Source organism: Bradyrhizobium sp. AUGA SZCCT0169 (genome assembly GCF_018130085.1).
Classification (GTDB): Bacteria; Pseudomonadota; Alphaproteobacteria; order Rhizobiales; family Xanthobacteraceae; genus Bradyrhizobium.
Genome location: NZ_JAFCMC010000006.1, coordinates 173,892 through 195,783 on the forward strand (window position 1 = coordinate 173,892; position 21,892 = coordinate 195,783).

A 21,892-nucleotide genomic window follows, 5' to 3' on the forward strand; every position below is an offset into this window, starting at 1 on the left:
GGCTCAGGCTCCGAAGGCGCGGTTGAGCGCGTCAAAACCGGTCTGGAACACATTGCCGCCGACGCCGCCGACCAAGTCCGCTTCCAGTTCCGGCGCACAGTCGAAATCGGCGCTCCATTCGATGAAGGTGCGGTCCTGATCGGTGACCGGCGTCAGCCGCAGCGTGGCGACGTAGTTGGTCAGCGGCATCGGCGAATCCAGGATCGAATAGGTGCAGACCATGTCGAAGTCCGACAGGCCGAGCAGCTTTTCGCGCAGCCGGTCGCCGTTGCGCAGCGCGAACGCACGGACGCAGCCGACCTTGTCGGCCGGCTCACCGTTCTCGATCCGGCTCTCCGCGATACCGGGATGCCAGTTCGGCAAACCGTTGAAGTCGCGCACGCGCGCCCAGACCTTGGTCGCCGGCGCATTGATGACGCTGGATACGTAGACGCGGGCCATTGATTACTCCTTGCCCTTGCCTTTATCGCCGCGGCCGGACGGCTTGCGCTCGCCGGGCCCCGACTCTGTGAGGGCTGGCCCGTCCTTCGGCTTGGGTGGCAGGGCCTCCTTGCTGACGCGCTGCATGTCGCTGGCCTCGCGCATCAAGCCGCCCATCTTGGCGAGGTTGCCGCCCTCGATTCCGATTTCCTTCAGCACCTGATCGATCAGCGGCGCCTGCACCCGGTAGCGCAGCGCCGATTCGATCACCTCGTCGGTTGGCGTGCGCGAACTGCCGCCGCCATTGCCGGCCATGCCGCCGAGCCCGTCGACATGCAGGATGCGGATGCCCTCGATCTTCTCCATCGGCTTGACGCTTTCGCGAACGATGCCCTCGATCCGGTCCAGAAGCCGTCGCCGGAACAGGCCGTACCGCGCCTCGTCGGTGAGCGCGTTCTCGGCCTCGTAGAGCAGCTTCTGCGCTTCCGCATCGACCGCGGCGCGGATCGCATCGGCCTCGGCCCCGATCCGCTTCTCATCGGCGTTCTTTCTCGCCAGCATGACTTCGACCGCGGTGCGTCGCTTGGCGTTCTCGCTTTCGCGCACCGTCTTGACGATCTCCTCGGCCTCCACCGCCTTGGCCTTCGCCATCTCCGCCTTTACCTGGGCTGCGGATTCCAGCAGCGACTTCTCGAAAATCGCGATCGCCTTGTCCATCACCGCGCTCTCGACCTCGCGTTCGCGATCGACCTCGAGCTTGCGCAGGTCGCGGTCGCGGCCCACACGGGCCTCGTCGAGGCCGCGCTCGGAGGCGATGCGCGCACGTTCGATTTCCTCGCGCGCCGCAATTTCGGATTCCTGCAGCGCCTGGTTGCGCGCGATATCGAGCTGTTCGAGCGCCTTGCGGCGTTCCAGCCGAGCCACCTCCAGTTCGCGCTCGCGCGTGATGTCGACCTTCTCGACCTCCTGGCGTGCATTGATCTCGGCGGCGCGCACGGCACGGTCGGAATCGACCCGCTCGATCTTCCGCGCGGAGATCGCGATGACGCGCTCCTCTTCGGCGATCTCGACGGTCTTCTTCTGATCGATCTGCAGCACCTCGCGGCTCTTGGAGGCCGCGATCCGCTCCTTGTCGATCGCAAGCTCGGCCTCGATCCGGCTGACCTCGACCGCATCGCGCTTCTTGATTTCGGCGGTCTCGATCGCCTTGGCGCGATCGATATCGAGGCTGCGGATTTCGAGATCGGAAGCGATCCGCGAGGCGGCAACCGCTTGCTCCTGTGCGATGCGGGCGGTCTCGGTCGCCTCGCGCGCGGCGATCTCGGCGCCTTCCAGCCTCTGCGTCCGCGCGATCTCCTGCGACCGCGTTTCCTGCTCGGCGAGAATGCGATGCGCCGCGATTTCCTTCTCGTTGGCGATCCGGGCCGCCTCGACCGCATGCAATGCTGCGATCTCGGCCTCGTCGATCGCCTGGTTGCGCGTGATCGTCAGCGCGCGAACGCGCTCCTCCTGGACGATGCGGGCGGACTCCACCAGTTCCTTCGCCGCGATGGTCTCCTGCTGGACGGTACGATCACGGACGATCTCGCGCGCCAGCCGCTTTTCCTCCGCGGCGAGGCGGCTGGCGATGATCGCGCTGTTGCGGGCGATTTCGGCGGATTCGGTGGCGAGCCGCGCGGCGATGTCGGCTTCCTCGATCGACCGCCGCTTCTCGATGTCGAGGCTGGAAATCCGCTGCTCGTTGGCGATCCGGTCGGTGCTGACCGACGCTTCCTGCGCAATCCGGGCGCGTTCGGTGGATTCGCGCGCGGCGATTTCAGCGGCCTGCAACGCTCGCAACTGCTCGATCTCGCGCTCGCGGATCTCGCGGTCGGCGGTGATGCGGGCCTCCTTGATCAGCTGTTCGTTGGCGATCCGCGCCTTCTCCACCGTCTCGCGCGCGGCGATCTCGGCCTGGTCGACGGTCTGGCTGCGCTCGATCTCGCGCTGGCGGACGTCGCGCTCGGAGGCGATCCTTGCCTCGCTGATAGCGCGTTCATTGCCGATCCGCGACTTTTCGATTTCCTCGCGCGCGTTGATTTGGGCCTGCTCGGCCTCGGTGTCGCGCATCGCACGTTCGCGGGCGATTTCGGCGCGCTGCACGGCGCGGCGCACCTCGACGTCGCGCTGCTGCTCCAGGCGCGCCAGTTCGCTCTCGCGCTCGATCTCGAGCGACTGCTTCTCCGCCTCGAGATTGCGCGAACGGATCTTGATCATCGAATCCTGCTCGATGTCGTTGCGCGCCTTGCGCCGGCCCTCGATCTGCTCGATCAGATGGGTCAGGCCCTCGGCATCGAAGCGGTTCGAGGCGTTGAAATATTGCAGGTCGGTCTGGTCGAGATTGGTCAGCGCCACCGATTCCAGTTCGAGCCCGTTTTGGGCAAGCGCCTCGGCGGCAGCCTCCTTGACCTTGGCGAGATAGACCCCGCGCTGCTCGTGCATGTCCTCCATCGTCATCTCGGAGGCGACCGAGCGGATCGCCGAGACGAACTTGCCGGACAACAGTTCGTGCAGCGTCTCCGGCTGCATGGTGCGCCGGCCGAGCGTCGAGGCCGCGAGCGACACCGCCTCGGCGGTGGCGCGGACGCGGACGTAGAAGTCGGCGTCGATGTCGACCCGCATCCGGTCGCGGGTGATGATGGCGTCGTCCTGGCCGCGATGCACCCGCATCTGCAGCACGTTCATGTTGACAGGCGTGATGTCGTGGATGAACGGCAGCACGAAGGCGCCGGAATCGATCACCACTTTCTCGCCGGCAGCACCGGTACGGACGAACGCTGCTTCCTTCGACGAGCGCCGGTACAGCCAGTTCACCAGATAGACGACGATCGCGATCACGATGATCGCGACGATCAGCCAGAGAATGAGCGCTCCGATCAGCTGGCCTGACATATCTGTTCTCCCTTCACAAAGTGCTGTCGCATGGTCCGTTCAGCTGCGGCTGATGGCCTTGAACTTTCGGGTCTGCTCACGGATCGCGACTTCGACCGGCAACCGCTCCATCGAGGAGGCGCCGTAGAAGCCGTGGCAATGCCGCGAGGTCTTGATGACGAATTCGGCGTCCGCGGGTTCTGCCACTGGACCGCCATGCACGAGAATGATCGCTTCAGGCTTCACCGCGAGCGCCGCCGCCGCCCAGGCGTCCAGCAGGGCCGGAACATCCTCGAGCTTCGGTGCGGTCCGCGCGCCGATCGCGCCGCCGGCGGTCAACCCGAAATGGCAGACAATGATGTCGGCCCCCGCGCCCGCCATCGCCGCGGCATCGTCGGCCGAGAACACATAGGGCGTCGTCAACAGGCCCTTGGCTCCGGCCAGCGCGATCATTTCGACTTCGAGCGCGTAGGACATGCCGGTTTCCTCCAGCCCGATCCGGAAGCTGCCGTCGATCAGCCCGACCGTCGGAAAGTTCTGTACGCCAGAAAAGCCCGCAGCTTTCACCTCGTCGAGAAACCGGTCCATGCTGCGGAATGGATCGGTGGCGCAGACGCCGGCCAGCACCGGAGTCTTCTTCACGACCGGCAGCACCTCGGCAGCCATCTCCATCACGATCGCATTGGCGTCGCCGTACGGCATCAGGCCGGACAGCGAACCACGCCCGGCCATCCGGAAGCGGCCGGAATTGTAGATCACGATCAGGTCGATGCCGCCGGCTTCCTCGCATTTGGCGGATAGCCCGGTGCCGGCGCCGCCGCCGACGATGGGCTCGCCGCGCGCGATCATGTCGTGAAACCTGGAGAGAAGAGCCTGCCGATCGATCGCTACCATGCTGTGATTCCCTATCGGCCCGCCGCACGTGCGCGCGGTCGCGCGCCATGCAGCGCGCGAAAATGTTGCGCCAGCGCGGCCGCAAATGCCGGGCTGTTGATATGATGAGGCAAACGGACAAGCTGCCGCGACGCCGTCTGCCGCACGCTCGCCTCCAGCGCGCCGAACAGCGCCTCGCGCGCCGCGGTGTCGAAGAACGGCTTACCCGCCTCGTCGAGCGCCGAAACTCCGCCCTCCGGCAGCAGGAAGCGCACCGGGCCTTCCATCAGATTGAGCCGTTCGCCGATCCAGCGGCCCATTGCGGCATTCTCCGCGGGCGTTGTCCGCATCAGGGTGACCTGCGGATTGTGCTGATGAAGCAACCGCGTCCGATAGCGCTCGGGGACGCTGTCGGGCGCGCCGAAATTGACCATGTCGAGCGCACCGACCGAACCGACATAGGGAATCCGGGTGCGGATGATGGCGCCGAACCGGTCCTCGGTCGCGGGAAACACGCCGCCGAACAACAGGTCGGCGATTTCGGTGGTCGAGACGTCGATCACCGCCGGCACCATGCCGCCGTCGACCAGCTTCTCCATCGACTGGCCGCCGATGCCGGTGGCGTGGAACACCAGGCATTCGTAATCGTCGCCGATCAGTTTCGTCACCTGCTGCACGCAGGGCGTGGTGACGCCGAACATCGTGAGGCCTACCAGCGGCCGGTCGCCACCGGCGTGGCGGCGCGGCGGCGGCGCCTTGCTCGCCTCCAGCCGCGCCCTCGCCATCCCGGCCATCGCCTGCGCGCCGTTCGCCAGCACCTGTCGCGAAATCGCGTTCAGGCCCTGAACGTCGGTGACGGAATACATCATCATGATATCGGAAGGGCCGACATAAGCCCGCGTGTTGCCGGAGGCGACGGTGGAGATCATCAGCTTCGGCACGCCGACCGGCAGCGCCCGCATCGCCGGCGTCGCGAGCGCCGTGGCGCCGGAGCCGCCGGCGGAAATCAGGCCGAGCAGCCTGACGCCGTCGCGGCCGGACTTGCCCTTCACCCAGGTCTCGAAAGCCTCCGCCATCGCCGCCACGGCGGCGCCGCGGTCGGCATTGAACACCCCGGCGGAACCGCGCGGGTGATGCAGCGCGATCTCCAGCGGCGGCACATCCGCGCCGGAGATCCGGCCCGTGGTCGACAGGTCGACCAGCTTTACCGGCAGGCCCGCCGCCTTGATGATGTCGGCGATGAAGCGCAGCTCCTCGCCCTTGGTATCGAGCGTACCGGCTACCGCGACGAACGGTTCGTTGAGACCACCTATGCTGCGCCCAACCTTGCGGTCGGACGCGACGGTCGCGGCGACGACGGGCATGCGCGTCAGGGTGTGCGCGGACGCCTCGATCCGCGCGGCCGCAACATCGGCGCTCCAGCGGGTCGGCAGCACCGGGTTCGACAAATAGACCCGGATCGGCGCATCGTTGCGAGCTGGCGCCGCTGCGGTCCGGCGGCCGCCGGGCTCGCTCGCAGAAGCAGGCGGCGGTTCGATCTCCTCGTGGCCATGGCGACCAACGCCGAGCAGGCGCTGCTGCAGGTCGCGATCGGCTGCCAGCCGCGCCGCCTCGATGACGCGGTTGACCCGGCCGTTGACCATGATCGCGACCGTTTCGGAGATCTCGGTCGCCACGCCGATGTTCTGTTCGATGACGAGGATAGCGACGTCGCCTTCCTCGCTCAGCCGCACCAGCATGTCCTCGACCTGCGCGACGATGACAGGCGCGAGGCCTTCGGTCGGCTCGTCCATGATCAGGAGCCGCGGATTGAGCAGCAACGCCCGCGAAATCGCCAGCATCTGCTGCTCGCCACCGGAGAGCTGAGAGCCGGCGTTGTTCTTGCGTTCGCCAAGCCGCGGAAAGGTGTCGTAGACCCGCTCCCGCGTCCAGCCGCCGCGCGGCCCGCGCTGCGCCAGCCGCAAGTGCTCGTCGACACTCAGCGACCGCCACAGTCGCCGGCCCTGCGGCACATAGCCGATACCGAGCCGGGCGATGTCGGTGGTGGAACGGCCGACCAGTTCCTCACCGAAAGCGCTGATCGAGCCGCTCGACACCGGCACCAGGCCCATGATCGCCTTGCACAGCGAGGTCTTGCCCATGCCGTTGCGGCCGACCAGGCTGAGCACACCATCCTGCAAGGTCAGATCGACGCCCTGCAGCGCGTGCGAGCGGCCGTAATACAGGTTCAGCCCGCTGACCTGGAGCGCCGGCAGCGTGCCGCGTAGCTGCTGACGGCGGTCAGTGATGGGCATGACCGCCTCCGAGATAAAGCTCCTGAACTTCCGGATCGGATTCGATCTCGTCGGACCGGCCTTCCTTGAAGATCCGGCCGTTGTGCATCATCGTCACGCTTTCGGCGACACGCAGCGCGACATCCATGTCGTGTTCGATAATGATGAATCCGATATGCGCCGGCAGCGAGGTCAAAATCGTCACCAGTTCGGCGCGCTCGGTCGGCGACAGCCCTGCCGCAGGCTCGTCGAACAGCACAAAGCGCGGCGCGCCTGATAGCGCCAGGGCAACTTCGAGCTGGCGCTGCTGGCCATAGGCCAGTTCGCCAACCAGGCGGTCCTTGTCGGCGGTCAGGTGCACGGCTTCGACCAGTATTTCCGCGGCCTGCACGAGGGCATCGTCGGGCCGAGGCCGGACCAGCGAGAAACGGTTTCGCGAAACGCCGCAGCAGGCCAGATAGACGTTGTCCATCACGCTCAGCCCGGTGAAGAGCGAGGAGATCTGGTAGGTGCGGCGCAGGCCCCGGCGGATGCGCTCATGAGGCGGGAAGACCGTCACATCCTCGCCAAAAAACCGGACCAGGCCCGCTGTGGGCAGAAAATCCCCGGTGATGCAGTTGAACAGCGTGGTTTTGCCCGCGCCATTCGATCCGAGAACGGCCCGCCTTTCGCCCGGTTTCACCGAAAGCGTGACGTCCGAGATTGCGGCCAGCGCGCCGAACATCTTGGTGATGCCGCGCAGTTCCAGCGCATTGCCGGAGCTGGCATTGCCGGCCCCGGGCACGTTCATCCGGGAAGACACAACGGGCGCGTTCATGCCCCGCCTCCCGTCGTCGCGGCCTTGCGCGCCGCCATCCTCGCGCGCCAGCGATCCCATAGGCCGAGCACGCCATCCGGCGAGAACAGCACGATCGCCAGGAAGCCGATCCCGATGATCAGCTTGAAGCGATCCGCCGAGAACCCGAAAAAGCCGAGAATGTCGGTCGAGAACACCTGCAGCAACACGTAGATGAAAGCGCCGATAAACGGTCCGAGCGGACGGCGCATCCCGCCGACCACCGCGACCACGAGCACGTCGATCGCGGAAGAAATACCGATCGTGCCCGGCGCGATCTGCGCATTCTGCCAGACCAGAAGAATCCCGCCCGTGGAGGCGAAAACGCTCGCCAGCGCGTAGGCTGCCACGCGATGGGCGGTGACGTTGAAACCCAGTGCCGCCATGCGGCGCGGGTTGTCGCGCACGCCCTGAAGAGCGAGCCCGAAGGGGGAGCGCGCCAGATAGACCACTGCGCCGTAGCAAAGCGCGGCGCAGGCAAGGGAGAGGTAGTAGAAAGGCAGGGGATCGCGCCAGTTCACGCCGAAGAGCTTCGGCGGCAACACGAGGTTGAACCCGGAATAGCCGTTGAAGATGGAGTAGTTCTGTCGTGTGAAATAGAAAAAGGCCGCCGCGATCGCGAGCGTGATCATGATCGTGTAGATGCCATCCGTGCGAACGGCGAGCGCGCCGCACATCGTCGCGAAAAGCGCCGCGATCAGGAAGGCGGCCGGGAGCACGATCCACCAGGAGAGGCCGAGACTGACATTGGCCGCGCCGGACGGCCCGAGGATGGCGACCATGTAGCCGGCCAACCCCGCAATCGACATTTGCAGCAGGCTCACCATTCCGCCATAGCCGGCGAGGAACATCAGGCTGAGCCCGATCATGCCCAGAATGAAAGTCCAGCCCATGATCTGGAACAGCCAGAAATTGTTGGCCACGATCGGTAGCAACAGCAGGATCAACCCGAGGATCCACCAGGGGGCGGGAATGCGCTCGGACCACATCCGCTGGTCGACGGGGCTGGCGAAGCGAGGGGCTTGATCGGCAACCGACATGGCCTATCGCCTCGTTCCCAGAAGGCCCTGCGGCCGAAACGCCAGCACCGCCGCCATGATGAGGAAGGTGAGAACGATCGAATAGGTCGGCGCGTAGACAAACCCCATCTGCTCGGCCACCCCGATGATCAGCGCGCCCAAAGCCGCGCCGACGATCGACCCCATGCCTCCGACGATCACCACCACGAGGCTCGCCAGCAGGAAACGTGTATCCTCCCCCGGCGACAGCGACTGGAACGTGGCACCGATGATCCCCGCAATACCGGCAAGCCCGGCGCCGAAGCCGAACACCGCCAGAAACACCAAGTGGATGCGCACGCCGGAGGCGGCCAGCATCTCACGGTCGTCCACGCCCGCACGGATCAGCATGCCGAGCGCGGTGCGGTTCAAAACCAGCCACATCGCGATCCCGATCACGATTGCCGCGACCAGGATCCAGACACGCACGGACGGGTAGCGCAGCCACGTGACCACGCCGGTCGCGTCGTTGATGTTGCTCACGAGGGGCAATTCCATCGGCCCCTGCAGGAATTGCGGAGCGAGAATGGAATAGGATTGCCCACCCCACCACCACAGCATGAGGTCGGCAAACACGATCGAAAGCCCGATGCTGACCAGCGTCTGGCGGAGCTCCTCGCCTTCCATTTTCGAGAAGATGAAGAACTGCATCAAGAGCCCGATCAGCCCCACGACGATGAACACAATCGGAAATGCCAGCAGCCACGAACCCGAGGCGGTCGCGACCTCGTAGCCAACATATCCACCGATCAGGAACAACGACCCATGCGCCAGATTGACGACGCGCATCAGGCCGAAGATCAGCGTGAAGCCGGCAGCCACGAGGAAATAGAGCGCGCCAAGCGTGATGCCGCCCAAAAGGGCATTCAGGAAAATTTGCTTGCGGCCCCAAACCGCCACCAGTTCGGGTGGCCAGGGGGCCAGCACAAGACACAGGAACGCTGCGGCCAAGAGGAAAAAGATCAGGCTCCAGAGCGGATAGCGCTTGATGTAATTGTCCATCTCAGAACGGCCCAACAGCTTCCCGTGGCGAACTTCGCCACCGTTGGATTGAAGGCTAGATCGAAGTTGCCGGCCTGTCTTTTCCCGAACGTCTGTTCTCTAGCCCGAACGTCTCTTCTTTGGAGTGATGCACCTCTTTTTCAGTGTGTGAGGCCCGCAACGCTGCGCCGGTAGGCGCTCGGCGGCACGACGCCATTGGCGATGAAGAACCGCGAGAAGCTCGCCGGGGTCGCAAAGCCGAGATCGAGCCCGATCTCAGAAACCGTTTCCGTGCCTCCGGCCAATCGATCTATCGCGCGCTCCATGCGCAGGGCGTTGAGGAAGATCGTCGGGGGCAGACCCATCTGCTCGCGAAACAGCTTGAAGAAATGCGGGCGCGAAAGCCCGGCGTTCCGCGAAATCTCTGCAAGGTCGACGGGCTCGCCAAGCCTCTCGCTCAGCAGGCTGATCGCGCGCCGGAGGCGGAAATCCCGCAGTCCCGAGCAATGGGCAGCCGGCCTGTCAGCCGCGCTCGTCCACTGCCAGGTTTGATCGAAGGCCGCCTGGGTGAGGGCACTGAGGCGGTCTTCGAAAGAGCCATCGCAGCCGCCATGGCGGGCGAGAAGCCGTGCGGTTTCCAGGACAAGCCGGCTGATGTGGTCGCTCATTTCGACGGTAGAGCGGCCGAAGCGCAGGATTTCAAAGGCCGTGTGGCTCGCCTCAACAAACCAGCCCGGGCGGATGTAGAGAACGAGCGTCAGCGTTGATTCCCGGCGGTCAACCGGCGCGAAATAATGCGGTTGCCATGGGCTGATTGCCGTTGCGCTGGAGGGCGTGAGCGGCAAGGCCTTGCCATCGACAACCACGCTGGCGACCGGTCCGCTGACGTGAAAGATCAGGTGCCCCTCGCGATGGGCATGCGGCACCATCGGCCGATCCAGCTCATAGAGGCAAGCGCGCCCGAACGCACCATGTGCGACCGCGTGAGCAATACTCATCGGTTTCCTCCCCGCCCATCTTTGTGCGCGGTTATGGAAGAATGTATTAGGAGATCGCGTTGTGACAACAGGCAAATTGCCCCGGCCGCCACCGGTCCAGGCCGTTTGCCCCGCGCCGGGTGCTTCTCGTTCGTGCTCACCAGGCGGCCTCGAGAATGCGGCGGCAGTCGCCTGGGGTCAGCCGTCGGGGATTGGCAAGGGCGCCGGGGTCGTTCGCGGCCATTTCCGCAAAACGGTCGAACTGGGCCGGATTGATCCCCATCTCCCGCAAGGAGGTCGGCAGGCCGATGGCGCGGGCGAACGCTCCGATGGCGGTGCTCAAGTGCGGCTCTGGCGTTGTTCTGGTGAAGGTTTCGGCCATGGCGGCGTATCGATCGCCCACGGCTTCGGTGTTGAAGTCGGCCATGGCCGCCATCAATGGCACATGGAGGTCGCCTTGCAGGACGCCGGGTCCAAGTTCAGCCTTGATCGGATGCGCAAGCGCATCGACCCCGCCGACCGCTTTTTCCAGCGCGAGCCCCGCCGTCAATGCCGCGGCCATCAATTCGCGCTGCGCTTCCCGGTGACTGGGCGAAGCAAGCGCCACGGGTAGCCACCGCGTGAGCCGCTTTGTGGCCTCCAGCGCCAGCGCGTCTGCCGGCGGATGGTAGACGGGGCTGGCGTAGGCTTCGATGGCATGGACCAGCACCTCCATGGCCGCGGCGGCGAGGCGGCGTGAGGACGCTCCCTCAAGCACCGTCGGATCGGCGATGACCCGGTCGGGGCGCGGGCAGGTGACCGGCTGGCCCTGCCCCAGGCGCACCCGCCGCGCCAATCCGAAATCGCAAAGGCCGGCAGGAACCGCGATCAGCAGGAGGCGTTCGCCGCGCCGCAATGCATGCTCCGCAGCGAGCCGCGCCTGCCCGACGGCCGCAGATCCACCCACGGCGATCAGCGTGTCCGTCCGGATGTCACTCATGGCGCTCAGAATCCTGACGGTTGCTTCTCCATGAGGGCTGGCACGATCGGTCCGCGCCAGGCTGATCGCCGTCTGGCCGAGCGACTCCTGCACGCGCGAGCAAACGGCCGCGCTTCCCGGCTCGCTGTCAACGAGCACCAGCGCCCGAGCGAGCGGCCCCACCTCCTCGGGAAGCGCATCCTCGATCGCGGCCTCAGCGAAATGGGTGCGTGTGAGATAGTCGATAAGAGTCATCGGAGACGCTCCCGGCGTTTCCGCCGCATGGAGACTGCAATGGCGGAATTTCCGAAGGAAGCGATGGCCGGCTGAGAGCGCCGGCCACCGAAGATGACATCAGCGGCAGGCGCGCTCAGCCGCCCGCGCGCAGCTTGGCGCAGTCGACCGCATCGCGCGCCGGCAGCCCCAGGGCCTTGAACTGAGCCGTCGTCATGCCGAGCGTCTGGTTCACGTTTTCGGTCTTGGCCACCATCTTGCTGGTCAAGTTGCCGTCCGGTCCATCGACCACTTCGTTGACGAAGACCGTTCCGGTCGCCTGCCGGTTTTCGTTCAGCGTGATCTTGCCGATGGGGCTGTCGAGCTGGAGCTTGCCCAGTGCTTCCTTGAACTTTGCCTGCCCGTTGGACAGATCGCCCCCGGCCGCTTCGAGCCCTTTGATGGCGGCCTGCGTGGCGACGTAGTAGCCCAGACCGAACAGCGAAGGCGACGGGAGGCGCTGGTTGGCGGGGAAGCTGTCCTGATAGAGCTTCACATACGAGGTCCATGCCGGGTCGGTATTGTCGGCGGCGAAGGGTCCGGAGGTCGGCGTGCCCTTCAGCACGTCTTTCGCTTTACCTTTCGCCGTCAGAACGGTCTGGTCGGCCATGATGGTACCGCCGATCAGGCGGGTTTTTTCACCGGCCTGCTGGTATTGATTGAGGAAGTTGATCGCATCCGTGCCGCCCAGGCCCAGGTAGATCGCATCCACATTGTCCGGCAGCTGCGCGATGATCCCGCCGAAATCCGATTGGCCGAGCGGCTGCCAGAACCGCTGGACGATGTCGCCGCCCGACTTGCAGAAATCCACCGCAAAACCCATGAAGTTCGTATAGCCGAACGAGTAATCGGCTGCGATCGTTGCAACCTTCTTCCAGCCCTTCGTCTTCACCACGTAGCCGCCGAGGCCGTAGCCCCATTGCGAGCCGTCGAGGTTGAAGCGGTAGAAGTTCGCCGCCGGATCGACCCATGTCGTCTCGAGCGCGCCGGAAATGCCGTTGATCACCACCTTGTCGGGGATGGTCTTGGCGAAGTCGCGCATGGCGATGCCTTCCGAGCCGGAAAGCGGGCCGATGATGAAGTCGACCTTGTCCTGCTCAATAAGCTTGCGAGCCATACGGACCGTTGTGTCGGGTTTGGTATCCGTCGGAGCGACGACGGTTTCAATCTTCTTGCCGGCAATGGTGTTGTTGACCTGCTTGAGAGCCAGTTCGACATTTCGGACGCCATCCTGGCCACCGGTCGCGAAGGCGCCTTCCAGCGCCACCAGAATGCCGATCTTGATGGTGCCGCTCTGGGCGAGAGCTGCGCCGGGCAGCATAAGGGCAGCCACCGCGACGGCGCCAAGCAAAGACTTGCGCATTGTTGTCCTCCCTCTGACGCGGAAGAGAATCCGGCAACCACGCCGGACCTTCCTCATGAGCGTCTCCTGACGCGCCCCTTGCGGGCGCCTTCAGGAAAGCTGCCGATCAAAGCCCGAGCCGCCAATATCCAAGCGTCTCATTTTCGCCGACGCTGTCATGCGCGGGCAGCGCAGCATCTCGCCGGCTGCGAGCGCTTCCCTGCCCGATCGCATCTATTACTCATCCGCTGAGCGAATTGAGACGAGCCGGATAGGTACGTGTTGATTACCCAATTCCTTCTCACCGCGCTGCGGAAGGCCAACGCACCACGCAACAGCCATGTCGGCGCGTCGGTGCGTTCAAAATTCAATTGGCATCCAGACCCCTCCGGCGGCGCTCGAGCGCAGCACGGCGTCCACCATCGCGACACCGGCAAAGCCATCCTCGATCGTTGGAAAGGTCACTCGGGGATCAGCAAGGGAAGCGGTACGTCCGGCTACAATAGCTGCGGCCACTTCGGTATAGATCGTCGCGAACGCTTCCAGATATCCTTCGGGATGGCCGGGTGGCGTACGACTGACACGCTGACCGGCGGCATTCACAGACCTTGCGCCGCGGCGTACCAGGCGCGTCGCCTCACCAAGCGGCGACCAAACGAGAAGGTTCGGCTCTTCCTGCCGCCAGTCAAGACCGCCCTTCTCGCCGAAGATCCGTAACCGCAGCCCGTTTTCGTTTCCGGGTGCAACCTGGCTCGCCCACAAGGCGCCCCGCGCCCCGCTCTTGTAGCGCAGCAGAATTTGCACATTGTCATCGACACGGCGGCCCGGCACGAAGATGGTCGTCTCGGCCAAGATCTGCTCAGGCATCATGCCGGTAACAAAGTGCGCCAGCTGGTAGGCATGGGTACCGATGTCGCCGACGCAGCCGCCGGCGCCCGCGCGCGCCGGATCGGTACGCCAGTCGGCCTGCTTCTGGCCGGTGGCCTCAAGCGGATCGGCCAGCCAATCCTGCGGGTATTCGACCTGCACGATCCGGATCGCGCCGAGCTCGTCGCCCTGAACCATGGCGCGTGCATGCCGGACCAGCGGATAGCCGGAATAATTATAGGTGACAGCGAATATCAGTCCGCTCGCGCGCGCCTTGTCGCGCAAGCGGCGCGCCTCCTCTAGGGTTGTCGTCAACGGTTTGTCGCAGATGATGTGGACGCCCGCATCCAGGAAGGCGTCGGCGACCGGGGCGTGCATATGGTTTGGGGTGACGATCGCAACCGCTTCGATACCATCGGTTCGCGCGGCCTCGGCCTGCGCCATGGTCCGGAAGTCCGGATAGGATCGATCGGATGGAAGGCCGATCGCCGCCGCCGATCGCATCGCTCTGTCGGGCGAGGCCGAAAGCGCGCCGGCGATGAGTTCGTAGCGATCGTCCAGGCGCGCGGCGATACGGTGGACGGCGCCGATGAAGGCGCCTTCCCCGCCGCCGACCATTCCAAGTCGAATGCGTGGTTCAGCCATATCGCGCGCTCCTGTCGATCTACTCCGGCGCTCAGATGAGCCCCAGTGTCCGCCGGATCTGTGCCTCGTCGCTGGCGCCGCCCGTAAAATCGTCGAAGGCTCGATCGGTGACGCGGATAATGTGATCGCGGATAAAGGTAGCGCCTTCGCGCGCGCCGTCCTCCGCGTTCTTCAGGCAGCATTCCCACTCCAGCACCGCCCAGCGGTCGAATCCGATGGCAGCCAGCCGCGAGAAGATCGCCTTGAAATCGACCTGTCCGTCGCCGAGCGAGCGAAAGCGGCCGGCGCGATTGATCCAGGACTGGAAGCCCGAATAGACGCCCTGCCGCCCCGTCGGATTGAACTCCGCGTCCTTGACGTGGAAGGCGCGAATGCGCCCGGCGTAAATATCGATGAAGGCCAGGTAGTCCAGTTGCTGCAGGACGAAATGGGACGGATCGTAGTTGATCGCGCAACGCGGATGATTGCCGGTGCGCTCGTAGAACATCTCGAAGGTGATGCCGTCGCAGACGTCCTCGCCTGGATGGATCTCGTAGCAGAGGTCGACACCCGCTTCCTCATACGCATCAAGAATCGGACGCCAGCGACGCGCGAGTTCGTCGAACGCCGCCTCGATCAGGCCCGGCGGCCGCTGCGGCCAGGGGTAAAGAAACGGCCAGGCCAGCGCGCCGGTGAAGCTCACGCTGCCGGTGAGGCCGAGGCGGCGAGACGCCTGCGCGGCCTTCATCAGTTGATCTGTTGCCCAGATCTGACGTTCGTTCGGCCTGCCCCTGACGGCCGGCGGTGCAAAAGCGTCGAAGGCTTCGTTGTAGGCCGGATGAACCGCGACCAGCTGTCCCTGCAAATGGGTGGACAATTCCGTGATCACCAGGCCATGGCTCGCAGCCACGCCGGCAATTTCATCGCAATAGGCCTGAGAGGCGGCGGCCTTGTCGAGGTCGATCAGGCGTGGATCGGAGGTCGGGACCTGAACGCCCTTGTAACCAAGCCCTGCCGCCCAGCCGCAGATCGCATCGAGGCTGTCAAACGGCGGATCATCACCGATGAACTGCGCCAGAAAAATTGCGGGTCCCTTCATGGTGGCCGGTCGGATGGTCGCTGACATGAGATCTTCTCCGGTTCAGACGGCTGCACCACGCAGATAGGACGCCGCGTTATTGTCCGACAGGGATGCCGGCCGTTCAATACGCGAGACGATCTCGGTCCCGCCCCCCCATCGGGGGCCCGCCTGCCGGAAGTGGATTGTCAGCCCTCTTTGAAAATGCCGGCGTCATCCACGCATCTGAGTGCAGGTGCTATGTTCGGGACTGTCGCTGACACCTCGCGTAACGCGTCTCTCATCGGCATGCCATGCTGCGCGCCGGCCTTCAGGCAACTCAAGGCCGCGGCCTCGCATCCCACTTCCAGCGCCTTTTTGAGCGACGATTTTTCGCCGATCATGGAAGCGAAGGCGCCGACAAACGTATCGCCGGCGCCTGTGGTGTCGACCGGTCTGATACTCGGCGCCGGCGCACGGTACCGGGTATCGTCGGCAGTGCAGGCCAGTGCCCCCTGCGCTCCGGCTGTCACCACGCAAGTCAACCCGCCCGATCTGGCCAGCCAGCTGCAGGCGGTCTCGAAATCCGTCACGCCTGCGTCGAGCGCGGCAGCAAGGTCGAGCGCTTCATGCTCGTTTACGATGAGGTAGTCCGCAGCTTCGAGCAGATCGCGGATCATCGCGCCTGTCATCTGATCCGGGACCGGGGCCAGGTTCCAGATAACTTTGCCACCGGCTGACCTGGCCTTGCGCGCAAGGTGAAGGGACTCGGCGTACGGCACCTCCATTTGCAGCACCAGAACGGTGTCGGCGTTGAAGAGCGTCTCCGCGACATCGGCGGCACAGGCCGTATTGTTAGCGCCGCTCGCCACCGTGATCGCGTTTTCTCCACTCGGATCGACGGTGATGAACGCGCAACCGGTCGGCGCATCGACCCTGACGATCTGGCCGGTGTCGATGCCGTTGCCGGCGAGATTCTTGAGCGACTCCTCGCCAAATACGTCCCGCCCCAGCCGGCCCGCCATGCGGACCCTTCCCGGGCCGGCGATCCGTGCGGCGGCGACCGCCTGGTTGGCGCCCTTTCCGCCGAAGTGGGTTTGATAGGATGGGGCGAGCACCGTCCGGCCGGGGCCGGGAATGACCGGCACCCTGGCGACCAGGTCGACATTAAGCGAACCGAACACAAGGATCATCGCCCGCCCCCGAGCAAAGACCTCAGCCTTCCGCATCCATTTCGTGAAGCTTTTGAACGCGGCGCCGGAAATCTTCGTCCGTCGAAAACTCGGCGGCAAGAAACGAGGAGATGAGATCGTTGGCGAGCCACGGCCCGACGATTTGCGCACCAATGCACATGACATTCACATCGTCATGCTCGACGCTCTGATGGGCCGAATGGACGTCGTGACAGACCGCGGCGCGGATGCCCTTCATTTTGTTGGCCGCAATCGAGGCACCGACACCGGTGCCGCAAACCATGATGCCGCGCGCGACTTCGCCAGACGTGACCTTTTTCGCCACGGCCCGCGCGATATCGGGAAAATCCACCGGCTTCTCGTCATAGGAGCCAACATCGACGACCTCGTGACCGAGGCTGCGGATATGGTCGATGACGGCTTGCTTGAGCGGCCAGCCGGCGTGGTCGGATCCTATGACAAGGCGCATGTGATTTCCATTTCGTTGTTTTTGGGACCGTGACAGCCGCACCCGGCTGTCACGGTTGTGCTTCGTTCAACCACGCATGTCGGGCGGCAGCTCGACCCCGTGGAATTTCTTGTAGATGGCGTTGAGCTTGCCGTTCTTGACGTTTTCGGTGACCCACGCGTTGAGCTTCTCCAGCAGGCGCGTCTCACCCTTCTTCAGCCCGATGGCGAGTTCGAAGCTGGCGAGCGGGATCTTGGATTCGAAAACGCGCGCCGGGTTCTTGATGCCGATCTGGTTGATGATCGTGGCCGACGAGCCGACGCAATCGACCTGACCCGAGACCGCAGCTGTCACGCCGGTGGCATCGTCGTCATAGCGCGCGATCTTCAGTTCCTTGTCCTTCATGTTCGACAGCATCGTATCCTGCGTGGTGCCGCGCGAGACGCCAACGGTCTTGTCCTTCAGGTCCGGCCAGTCCTTGACGTTCAGCGACTTCAGGCAGCCGATATCCGATTGCAGCGTTGCGTATTTCTTCGTGAAATCGATCACCTTGGCCCGCTCGGGCGTGACCGACAGGGTGGATATGATGATATCGGCCTTGCCGGTCTGCACATTCGGGATCCGCGTCGCGCCGGTGGTCTGGATGAACTCCAGTTCGAGGCCCCAATCCTTGGCCAGCAACTGGGCAACCTCGACATCGGAGCCGGTCGGCTTCATGCTGCTGTCCATCATGCCGGACGGGGGAATTGCAAGGTCCGTCGAGATACGGATCTTCTTGGCCTGCGTGATGTCATCGAGCAGGTCGGCCTGCGCCGGCCGGTCAGCCAGCACGACGAGACAACAGGCAGCGACGGCGCTGCTCCAGATCTTCCGGTTTCCGATCATCATTGGCTTTTTCCTCTCCTGTTATGATTTTAGATTGCCCGTCCCCACAAACTGGACGAGTTCCGGCGTTGTCGGTGCCGTCAGGATCGAGGCAGGCCCGGTTTCGTGAACCTTGCCACGATGCATGAAGACGATCCGATCGGCGATGCTCCTTGCAAATCCCATTTCATGCGTGACCATCACCATGGTCATGCCATCGGCGGCGAGCTGCTCGATCACCTTCAGGACTTCGCCTGTCAATTCGGGATCGAGCGCCGAAGTCACCTCGTCGAACAGCATGACCTTGGGCTGCATGGCGAGCGAACGTGCGATGGCAGCGCGTTGCTGCTGACCACCGGATAGCTGCTCGGGATAGGCGTGAATCTTCTCTTCGAGACCGACCTGCGCCAGCACCTTGTGAGCCAGCGCCTTTGCCTCGGACAAATCCATTCGCTTCACCGAGCACGGAGCCAGCGTGATGTTCTGCTCGATCGTGAGGTGCGGAAACAGGTTGTAGCTCTGGAATACGATACCGACATCCTGTCGCAGCGCGCGCAGATCGACGTCTGGAAGATCGACCCTGCGCCCGCAGACCGTGATCTCGCCTCCGTCGACCTTCTCGAACCGGTCGATGCAGCGCAGCGCAGTGCTCTTGCCGGAACCCGACCTGCCAATGATGGCAAGGACCTCGCCGCGCTCGACGGTAAAGCTCACGCCATCGAGCACCTTCAGCGAGCCGAAGCTCTTCTGCACGTCGCGGAGAGATACGATGGGAGTGGAAGATGCGGTTTGCTGCATGTCAGGCCAGACTGAGGTTGTTGGCACTGCCACGTCCCATCCGCCGCTCCAGCTTCTGGCTGAACAGGGACAGCGGGTAGCACATGGCGAAATAGACGGCGGCGATGATGGCGTAGACGATGAATGGCTCGAACAGCGAGTTGTTGACGATCTGTCCCGAGCGCATCAGTTCGACGAAACCGACCACCGAGGCGAGCGAAGTGTTCTTGATGATCTGCACCATGAAGCCGACGGTGGGCGGCGTCGCGATGCGCATCGCCTGCGGCAGGATCACCTTCATCATGCGCTGGGTCCGGCTCAGCGCCAGACCTTCCGCCGCTTCCCATTGCGGCTTTGGCACCGACTGGATCGAGCCGCGCCAGATCTCGCCGAGATAGGCGGCGACATAGAGGGTAAGCGAAGCGCTGGCGGCGGCTAGCGGCGACATCTTGAGGCCAATCGCTGCCAGTCCAAAATAGCCGAGGAACAGGATGACGAGGAGCGGCGTGCCCTGAACCAGTTGCACATAGGCGGCGCTGAGAAGTCGCACGGATTTGAGCGGAGAAATGCGCGCGAGCGCGATTACGAAGCCGACGATACCGCCGCCAATGAGAGCGATCAGGGAAAGCCCGACCGTCCATAGCGCGCCATGGCCGAGGAAAAGCAGGTGGTTGGCGTTGAGATGTCCGCCCATGCGCTACCTCACAACGCCGTGCCGAGCCGCCGCCGGCGCGGAAACAGGACGAGGCCGAGGCCCCAGAATCCCGCGCGCATGACCAGCGACAGCAGAATGTAGAGCACGGCGACGATGATGTAGGTCTCGAACGCCCGGTAGGTATCCGACTGGACGTAGTTGGCCACGGCCGTCAATTCCTCGGCGGAGATCTGCGAGCAGACCGACGAGGCAAGCATCAGCAGGACGAACTGGCTGGTGAGCGCCGGATAAACCTTTTCGACTGCGGGCAGCAGGATGATGTGCCAATAGATCTGGAAGCGCGAGAGCGCGAGACCTTCGGCGGCCTCGATCTGCCCGCGCGGGATCGCTTCGAATCCTGCCCGCATGATCTCGGCCGTGTAGGCCCCGACATTGATCGTCAGGGCAACCACCGCGACGGTGAAGGCGGACAATTTCAGTCCGATGCTGGCGAGTCCGAAATAGACCAGGAATATCTGGACCAGCAGCGGCGTATTGCGGATGGCTTCGACATAGACCTTGCAGATGCGGGCAATCAGCCGGGTATGGGCTCCGCGGCCCACGGCCGCAAGTGTGCCGAGAATGGCGCCGGAAACCGTCGCCAGGAACGCGAGCTCGAGCGTCAGAATGGCGCCTGCGAGGAAGTTCGGCCACCGTTCCAGCACTGCGGGAAAGTCGAGTTCGATGTTCATTGCAACAGGATCATCCAGTGCTTTGATTGGTCATGCGGTCGTAGACACGGAACAGGGCCTGATTGCCGTTCGCGCCCTCACCGTGCGCCCGCGCGTCGACATATTGGCTGGTGACGAGTGCGGTTCCAGGCAGCGGCACGTTCAGCGCCTGTGCATGCTCTTGCACCAGCCTGAGATCCTTGAGCATCAGGTCGATCCGAAAGCCGGCGCCGACGTCGCCTGCGATCATCGCCGGACCGAGCTTGTCCAGCATCCACGATGCGGCCGAGCCGCCCAGCAGAACGCGGCGAAGCAAATCCAGGTCGACGCCGGAGGCGCGACCCAACGCGAGCGCTTCGCAGATCGCCTGGATGTTGATGCCGCAGATCAGCTGATTGCAGAGTTTGACGGTTTGTCCGGCGCCGGCAGCGCCGACATGGGTGATGGTGGTGCCCATGGCCCTGAAGAACGGTTCAGCCCTACCGAAGGCTTCCGCTTCACCGCCCGCCATGATCGACAGCGCGCCGTTCTTGGCGCCGAGAGGGCCGCCGGACACGGGGGCATCGATGAAACTGATGCCCGCGCGTTGCAGATCCGCATGGATGCGGCGGACCGCGACCGGCGAGATCGTGCTCATGTCCACGATCAGCTTGCCCGCAGGCGGCGATTTCAAAAGGCCGTCCTCGCCGTAGATCACCGCTTCGACATGCGGCGTGTCAGGCAGCATGGTGACGACGATGTCGCAGCCCCGCCCGGCATCCGCAGGGTTGTTGGCGCCCACGGCTCCTTGCGAAACCACGTCGGCAATTGCGGCCTCGGCAACGTCGAAAGCCCTGACGACGTGCCCGGCCTTGAGCAGGTTGCGGACCATTTCCCGGCCCATCGTACCGATGCCGATGAAGCCAACGCTTCTCTTGCCGTCCCATCGCTTCTCTCTTCGTCTCGTTGTTCTCGTCGATAGCACTCAGCGTGATATCTGCCGGCTGTCTTTCTGACCGACGACGGCTCGCCGTCGGTATTCATCGCCGATCGCAAAATGTCGGCGCAGCGTCGTATCCGCCCGCTCGGGATCGCGTGCGACGATCGCGTCGAAGATGCGCTTGTGATCGTCGATCAAGTACGTCTTCATCGACGGGAAGGCCTGCACGAGCTCGCGCCGGCTGCGGTGCGAGTGCGTCAACAGGCCGGCCATCGAATTGTGCAGGACGGCGAGCGTCTCCGAATGGGACGCCAGCACGATCGACTGGTGAAACTCGAAGTCGGCCATGCCGCCCGCATCGGCCTCGTCGATGGTTTCCGAAATTTTCGCCAGCGCACGCTGTAGATGCTCGAAATCGGCGATGCTGGCGCGCTCGCAGGCCAGCCGAACCGCCTGACATTCGATCGCGATGCGTGCCTGCATCACGTCGTCCACCATGTCGGCCTGCTGGGCCAGCGCGAAGGTGAAGAAGTCGTTGAGCACGGAAACGTCCGGACGCGTCACCACGGTGCCGATGCGATCACGGATTTCGACGATGCCAAGCATGGTCAGGGCGCGCAGGGCTTCCCGCACCAGCGGCCGGCTGACGCCGAGCTGCGTCGCGAGCTCGCGTTCGGAGACCAGACGGTCGCCCGGCTTGAGCGAACCGGCGATCAACCGGTCGCGCAGGAAGGCAAAGACCTTCTGGAAACCCCTTTCACCCTCGGCCGCTCGCTTGAGTTCCATTCCCGCCGATCATTTTTGATATTACCTTGGTAAGACCAGTAGGATGACCAGACTGCAGGCGTCAAGCCCCTTTGGGTGCCACGCCTTGCCGC

20 protein-coding genes are annotated in these 21,892 nt (G+C 64.3%); all 20 read right to left on the reverse strand.

Annotated elements, in window-relative coordinates:
- Positions 1-3: 3 nt before the first annotated feature.
- Positions 4-441 carry an SRPBCC family protein gene (locus JQ609_RS10150; protein ID WP_211995586.1) on the reverse strand — a complete coding sequence of 146 codons (438 nt, stop codon included), beginning with the start codon at positions 439-441 and terminating at the stop codon, positions 4-6.
- Between the two features lie 3 nt (positions 442-444).
- On the reverse strand, positions 445-3,351 hold the full coding sequence (locus JQ609_RS10155) for a flotillin family protein (RefSeq protein WP_212273323.1): 2,907 nt from the start codon (positions 3,349-3,351) through the stop codon (positions 445-447).
- Positions 3,352-3,390: 39 nt separating this feature from the next.
- Positions 3,391-4,224, reverse strand: coding sequence for a phosphoenolpyruvate hydrolase family protein (locus JQ609_RS10160; protein WP_212273324.1), 834 nt, complete (start codon positions 4,222-4,224; stop codon positions 3,391-3,393).
- A gap of 11 nt (positions 4,225-4,235) precedes the next feature.
- Positions 4,236-6,497, reverse strand: coding sequence for an ABC transporter permease (locus JQ609_RS10165; RefSeq protein ID WP_212273325.1), 2,262 nt, complete (start codon positions 6,495-6,497; stop codon positions 4,236-4,238).
- Entirely contained in the window at positions 6,484-7,266 is a 783-nt protein-coding gene (locus JQ609_RS10170; protein WP_212273398.1) for an ABC transporter ATP-binding protein, read from the reverse strand. Before JQ609_RS10170 ends, JQ609_RS10165 begins: the two co-directional genes overlap by 14 nt.
- 23 nt (positions 7,267-7,289) lie before the next feature.
- Positions 7,290-8,351: a branched-chain amino acid ABC transporter permease gene (locus JQ609_RS10175; protein WP_212204244.1), complete on the reverse strand. Its 1,062-nt coding sequence runs from the start codon at positions 8,349-8,351 to the stop codon at positions 7,290-7,292.
- 3 nt (positions 8,352-8,354) lie between these two features.
- A complete protein-coding gene (locus JQ609_RS10180; RefSeq protein WP_212204238.1) occupies positions 8,355-9,371 on the reverse strand; it encodes a branched-chain amino acid ABC transporter permease in 1,017 nt (338 codons plus the stop codon).
- A gap of 140 nt (positions 9,372-9,511) precedes the next feature.
- The gene (locus JQ609_RS35510) at positions 9,512-10,216 is read right to left on the reverse strand and encodes a helix-turn-helix domain-containing protein (RefSeq protein ID WP_212273326.1); all 705 of its coding nucleotides are present in this window, start codon (positions 10,214-10,216) and stop codon (positions 9,512-9,514) included.
- 268 nt (positions 10,217-10,484) lie between these two features.
- Positions 10,485-11,540: an iron-containing alcohol dehydrogenase gene (locus tag JQ609_RS10190; protein ID WP_212273327.1), complete on the reverse strand. Its 1,056-nt coding sequence runs from the start codon at positions 11,538-11,540 to the stop codon at positions 10,485-10,487.
- A gap of 115 nt (positions 11,541-11,655) precedes the next feature.
- Positions 11,656-12,921 carry an ABC transporter substrate-binding protein gene (locus tag JQ609_RS10195; protein WP_212273399.1) on the reverse strand — a complete coding sequence of 422 codons (1,266 nt, stop codon included), beginning with the start codon at positions 12,919-12,921 and terminating at the stop codon, positions 11,656-11,658.
- Positions 12,922-13,260: 339 nt separating this feature from the next.
- Positions 13,261-14,412 (reverse strand): Gfo/Idh/MocA family protein, encoded by a 1,152-nt coding sequence (locus tag JQ609_RS10200; protein ID WP_212273328.1) that lies wholly within the window; start codon positions 14,410-14,412, stop codon positions 13,261-13,263.
- Positions 14,413-14,443: 31 nt separating this feature from the next.
- Complete coding sequence (locus JQ609_RS10205; RefSeq protein ID WP_249127815.1) at positions 14,444-15,517, reverse strand: sugar phosphate isomerase/epimerase; 1,074 nt, start codon at positions 15,515-15,517, stop codon at positions 14,444-14,446.
- A gap of 140 nt (positions 15,518-15,657) precedes the next feature.
- The gene (locus JQ609_RS10210) at positions 15,658-16,641 is read right to left on the reverse strand and encodes a ribokinase (protein WP_212273329.1); all 984 of its coding nucleotides are present in this window, start codon (positions 16,639-16,641) and stop codon (positions 15,658-15,660) included.
- Between the two features lie 22 nt (positions 16,642-16,663).
- Entirely contained in the window at positions 16,664-17,110 is a 447-nt protein-coding gene (rpiB, locus tag JQ609_RS10215; RefSeq protein ID WP_212204225.1) for a ribose 5-phosphate isomerase B, read from the reverse strand.
- 66 nt (positions 17,111-17,176) lie between these two features.
- Entirely contained in the window at positions 17,177-17,977 is an 801-nt protein-coding gene (locus JQ609_RS10220; protein ID WP_249127817.1) for a transporter substrate-binding domain-containing protein, read from the reverse strand.
- A gap of 18 nt (positions 17,978-17,995) precedes the next feature.
- The gene (locus tag JQ609_RS10225; RefSeq protein WP_212204944.1) at positions 17,996-18,751 is read right to left on the reverse strand and encodes an amino acid ABC transporter ATP-binding protein; all 756 of its coding nucleotides are present in this window, start codon (positions 18,749-18,751) and stop codon (positions 17,996-17,998) included.
- A gap of 1 nt (position 18,752) precedes the next feature.
- On the reverse strand, positions 18,753-19,424 hold the full coding sequence (locus JQ609_RS10230; protein WP_212273330.1) for an amino acid ABC transporter permease: 672 nt from the start codon (positions 19,422-19,424) through the stop codon (positions 18,753-18,755).
- Positions 19,425-19,432: 8 nt separating this feature from the next.
- Positions 19,433-20,116, reverse strand: a complete 684-nt coding sequence (locus JQ609_RS10235) for an amino acid ABC transporter permease (protein WP_212273331.1) — start codon at positions 20,114-20,116, stop codon at positions 19,433-19,435.
- 10 nt (positions 20,117-20,126) lie between these two features.
- Positions 20,127-21,059 (reverse strand): NAD(P)-dependent oxidoreductase, encoded by a 933-nt coding sequence (locus tag JQ609_RS10240; protein ID WP_312014832.1) that lies wholly within the window; start codon positions 21,057-21,059, stop codon positions 20,127-20,129.
- Positions 21,060-21,800, reverse strand: coding sequence for a FadR/GntR family transcriptional regulator (locus tag JQ609_RS10245; protein WP_212204219.1), 741 nt, complete (start codon positions 21,798-21,800; stop codon positions 21,060-21,062).
- Between the last annotated feature and the right edge of the window lie 92 nt (positions 21,801-21,892).

Coding starts and splice junctions, on each gene's coding strand:
- rpiB (WP_212204225.1), bottom strand. CDS start 17,110: ATGCGCCTTGTCATAGGATCCGACCACGCCGGCTGGCCGCTCAAGCAA.
- JQ609_RS10230 (WP_212273330.1), bottom strand. CDS start 19,424: ATGGGCGGACATCTCAACGCCAACCACCTGCTTTTCCTCGGCCATGGC.
- JQ609_RS10170 (WP_212273398.1), bottom strand. CDS start 7,266: ATGAACGTGCCCGGGGCCGGCAATGCCAGCTCCGGCAATGCGCTGGAA.
- JQ609_RS10175 (WP_212204244.1), bottom strand. CDS start 8,351: ATGTCGGTTGCCGATCAAGCCCCTCGCTTCGCCAGCCCCGTCGACCAG.
- JQ609_RS10155 (WP_212273323.1), bottom strand. CDS start 3,351: ATGTCAGGCCAGCTGATCGGAGCGCTCATTCTCTGGCTGATCGTCGCG.
- JQ609_RS10165 (WP_212273325.1), bottom strand. CDS start 6,497: ATGCCCATCACTGACCGCCGTCAGCAGCTACGCGGCACGCTGCCGGCG.
- JQ609_RS10205 (WP_249127815.1), bottom strand. CDS start 15,517: ATGTCAGCGACCATCCGACCGGCCACCATGAAGGGACCCGCAATTTTT.
- JQ609_RS10210 (WP_212273329.1), bottom strand. CDS start 16,641: ATGATCCTTGTGTTCGGTTCGCTTAATGTCGACCTGGTCGCCAGGGTG.
- JQ609_RS10245 (WP_212204219.1), bottom strand. CDS start 21,800: ATGGAACTCAAGCGAGCGGCCGAGGGTGAAAGGGGTTTCCAGAAGGTC.
- JQ609_RS10235 (WP_212273331.1), bottom strand. CDS start 20,116: ATGAACATCGAACTCGACTTTCCCGCAGTGCTGGAACGGTGGCCGAAC.
- JQ609_RS10160 (WP_212273324.1), bottom strand. CDS start 4,224: ATGGTAGCGATCGATCGGCAGGCTCTTCTCTCCAGGTTTCACGACATG.
- JQ609_RS10225 (WP_212204944.1), bottom strand. CDS start 18,751: ATGCAGCAAACCGCATCTTCCACTCCCATCGTATCTCTCCGCGACGTG.
- JQ609_RS10190 (WP_212273327.1), bottom strand. CDS start 11,540: ATGACTCTTATCGACTATCTCACACGCACCCATTTCGCTGAGGCCGCG.
- JQ609_RS10195 (WP_212273399.1), bottom strand. CDS start 12,921: ATGCGCAAGTCTTTGCTTGGCGCCGTCGCGGTGGCTGCCCTTATGCTG.
- JQ609_RS10200 (WP_212273328.1), bottom strand. CDS start 14,412: ATGGCTGAACCACGCATTCGACTTGGAATGGTCGGCGGCGGGGAAGGC.
- JQ609_RS10150 (WP_211995586.1), bottom strand. CDS start 441: ATGGCCCGCGTCTACGTATCCAGCGTCATCAATGCGCCGGCGACCAAG.
- JQ609_RS10220 (WP_249127817.1), bottom strand. CDS start 17,977: ATGATGATCGGAAACCGGAAGATCTGGAGCAGCGCCGTCGCTGCCTGT.
- JQ609_RS10180 (WP_212204238.1), bottom strand. CDS start 9,371: ATGGACAATTACATCAAGCGCTATCCGCTCTGGAGCCTGATCTTTTTC.